General features: G+C 37.2%; 3 protein-coding genes. All 3 read left to right on the top strand.

Translation table 11 applies throughout. The features are described 5' to 3' along the window. On the top strand, positions 1–1,257 hold a 1,257-nt coding region (locus X939_RS0121820), incomplete at its 5' end, for a site-specific integrase (protein WP_229236137.1). A 72-nt stretch (positions 1,258–1,329) separates the two neighbouring features. Further along, entirely contained in the window at positions 1,330–2,736 is a 1,407-nt protein-coding gene (locus tag X939_RS0121815; protein WP_025765388.1) for a HEPN domain-containing protein, read from the top strand. Between the two features lie 406 nt (positions 2,737–3,142). Continuing rightward, positions 3,143–3,713, top strand: a 571-nt coding sequence (locus X939_RS0121805; RefSeq protein WP_025765386.1) for a helix-turn-helix domain-containing protein, incomplete at its 3' end; no start/stop codon positions are given.

Below are 3,713 nucleotides of genomic sequence, written 5' to 3'. Positions count from 1 at the left end.
CAAGTTACTCCACAACATTTGGTCTTGATCCATGATAGTGCTATGTTGGAAAAAAGCTTCGGATTGCTTTTCTATTTAAAGCAATCCAAAAATCAAAAAGTAAAATCCCGATATGTTTATCTGAGGATTATTGTTAATGGTAAGTTCAGAGAAATTTCGACTAAAATGTTGTGGTACACCGACCGTTGGAATGCGGGTGCAGGAAAGGCTGTGGGCAATAAAGAAGATGCCCGGAATCTGAATTCTTATTTGGATGTCTTAACTGCAAAAGTCTACCAGGCTAAAAAGATGCTTGTTGAGGAGGATCGAGAACTGACGTCTGAATCTTTAAAAAATATCCTTCAAGGTAAGAGTGATGATAGAAAAATGGTACTTGAAATTTTTCAACATCATAATGATCAGGTGAAGGCTCTAATAGGTAAGGAATACGCCCCACTAACTTTGAGACGTTTCAAAACGTGCCTAGCTCACACCCGAGCGTTTATCCAATGGAAGTACAAAGTTGATGACCTCCCTATTAAAGACCTCGACTTTGAATTCATTTCAGAATTTTCATTTTGGTTGAAGACTGTCAAGAGCTGTGCTCACAACTCCACAGTTAAGTATCTTGTAAGTTTTAAAAAGATTGTTCTGTCTTGCGTACGTAAGGGTTGGTTAAAACGTGACCCCTTTGCAGAATTTAAGCTATCAAAGCAGGAAGTAATTAAATATCCTCTTTCAAAAGAAGAGCTGTCCTCTCTTTCGGGAAAAACATTTGAAATAGAGCGTGTTAATCAAGTAAGAGACATCTTTTTGTTCTGTTGCTACACTGGACTTGCTTACATTGATATAAAGATGTTGAGGCGTGCGCAGATTGCAATAGGTATAGATGGCGAGCAATGGATTTTCACAAACAGACAAAAAACAGAAGCTCCTACCAGAGTTCCGCTACTTCCTAAAGCCATTGAGATTATGAAAAAGTATGAAAACCACCCTAAATGTTGTAGTGACGGATCGGTTTTGCCAGTTCTAAGTAATCAGAAAATGAATTCATATCTTAAGGAGATTGCAGATTTATGCGGTATTACGACAGTGCCCACATTTCACGTCGCAAGGCACACATTCGCTACTACAGTAACTCTGAGCAATAATGTCCCTTTGGAGACTGTATCAAAGATGCTCGGGCATAAGTCCCTAAGACAAACCCAGCACTATGCAAAGATTCTCGACGGAAAGATTAGTCACGATATGATGGCATTGAAAAACAAACTAGGATGAACTGAATATTTTGTGAACCAGCCGAATAGCTGGTTCACATTTATGTGTACCTTAGTAATTCTATATTTTACTATGATAAAAAATTCTTTCATTTTTGAAAAACTGGTAAATCTGTTGCCAAAAATTTTACCACTAATACCTCCTGTTTGCAAGGCTGCATATTTTCCGGATCAAGTAAGGGAGTACCCCAACCTGAAATATGAAAAAAATGGGTTTCCTTCAATAAGTTTGCACCCTTCAATAATCGACGTTTCTCAGTTCTTTAGACCACGCTATGGTAAACCACCAGAAATCGCATTAAAAGAATATGATGATTTTAATGAACTTTTCAATTACCTTTTGGAATTGCCTGAGATTATTAAATACTATGGGAATCCCTTGCGAGAGAATAAAATTAGTGCGAATGAATTTCTAGGATTTAGGTGTAAAGATATAATAGAGGGCTTTATTGAGAGATACTACTACTTGCATGGTGTCATATTCGATACGGAAAAATTTGAAAACATTTACTTACCCATTGAAAATTATATCTTTTCTAAGGAGATTCACTTTGATATTTCGATTCCAATTTTATTCATCCACTTTGAAACCGAATACTTTGAGATAACGCCCACCATAATTTTACGTAAAATAACTGATGAATCTCATAGAGCGAGACATAAAATCGTTGGTTATTCTCCAGCTATTGTTGATAGCGTATTTATGTCTGCGACGCACGAATTGGTGCTTAAAGACTACAGCTATAAAAAGCCAGAGAATTGGCTCAACAGCCCCTTTTCTAAACCTAAGATCTATCCTCATGAATTAATTGAACGTTTTTTTTCAATTTTTAAAATTGCTACTAACCACACTTCAGGTTACGCTCAAATGATAATTCATCCTAATAATTGGGCTGACACCTATCAATCAGACCTCTTGCCTCTTGACGGTGCTTCTGTACGAAATTATCCAGCTTATTTCGACGATTTTTTTTGGAACAATAAGGAGTATCCTGAAATTTCGCTTTCTCAGATCGCGATAGTTAAACAATTATTTCTTAGTGCTCAGCAATCGACCGAGAATAAGTTAGCATTTGCGCTAAAAAGGTTCTATAAATCAACAACTAGACAAGAAGAAGAAGACATAATTATTGATTTGATAATAGCTTTGGAAATCTTGCTTGGAGACAGTGAAAAGAGCGAAATAACTCATAAGCTGGCCCTGCGTGTTTCAGCCTTAATTTGCTTTTACAATAAAGAGAACTATGATCCTCTTGAAGTTTTCGCTAATATTAAGAAAATCTATGCTTATAGATCATCAATCGTCCACGGAAGTCATAAAGTCTCTAACAAGCGTGAAATAAAATTGAAAGACGATAACACTGTTCCTATCGTTCGCTTGGCAAATGAATACCTCAATGAGATTCTGAAAATTGTTTTAATGGAACCCAAACATCTTAATTCAATAGAGAATGATAAATTGTTACTTCAAAATAATTAGCAATACGCTAACATGCGTTAGTCAAATTGTATTTTGCTACAACAGTCGATTCTGTATTATCGACAATGGAAGTAAAACTTATAATAAAACGATTAGGCTCCCCTTACCTGGATGGTAGGATGGGCTATATTTTATATAGCCAAAGTCTTCCAATTCCTTAATACACTTATGGTAAGTCACTATACTTCCTATATGAGAAAGTGCTATCAATTTTCTCCTGCTGACGGGTACAGGATTTACAAGATTATTTTTATGCCAGAGCTGGACAACAGCCATGTACAGGCTAAGATGCCGAGAGCTTATTCGTATATCTTTGGACAAGTTTGAAAGACAGTCCATTAAATTGTAATAGTTGAGACTTAATCTGACAGTTAGTAAATTTACCAACCATAAAATCAGTTAAGTTATGACGACAACTCAAAAGTTAATTCAACCCAAACTTGGCTTGTTAAAGTTAGCCGAAAAGTTGGGGAATGTATCCGACGCCTGTAAGGTGATGGGCTACTCTCGAGACTCCTTTTACCGCTTTCAAAAATTATATAATGAAGGAGGCGAATTGGCTCTAAAAGAAATCAGTAGAAGCAAACCGCTACTGAAGAACCGGATTGAAAAGCAAATAGAAGACGTGGTGGTTGCTTATGCTATTGAATCACCAGCATTTGGGCAGCAACGTGCATCCAATGAATTGCGTAAACGCGGAATAATAGTAGCACCCTCCACTATCCGTTGTGTATGGGTACGACATGACCTAGAGACGTTCCAAAAGCGCTTAAAGGCACTTGACGCAAAGGTTGCTCAGGAAGGATTAATACTTACGGATTTGCAAGTTGCGGTCCTTGAACGAAAAAAGGAAGAAGAACAAAATAAAGGTGAAATTGAAACACACCATCCTGGCTACCTTGGCGCCCAGGATACTTATTACGTTGGTTATATAAAAGGGGTCGGTAAGATTTATCCCGGCGGGGAACCGCAGCAAA

It is taken from the genome of Dyadobacter tibetensis Y620-1 (assembly GCF_000566685.1).
GTDB lineage: Bacteria > Bacteroidota > Bacteroidia > Cytophagales > Spirosomataceae > Dyadobacter > Dyadobacter tibetensis.
The sequence above is the reverse complement of the archived record's forward strand: the minus strand, read 5'-3'. Positions and strand labels throughout refer to the sequence as shown.

Bases quoted from the DNA above. Each gene is read 5' to 3' on its own strand.
- X939_RS0121815 (WP_025765388.1), top strand. From the start codon at position 1,330: ATGATAAAAAATTCTTTCATTTTTGAAAAACTGGTAAATCTGTTGCCA.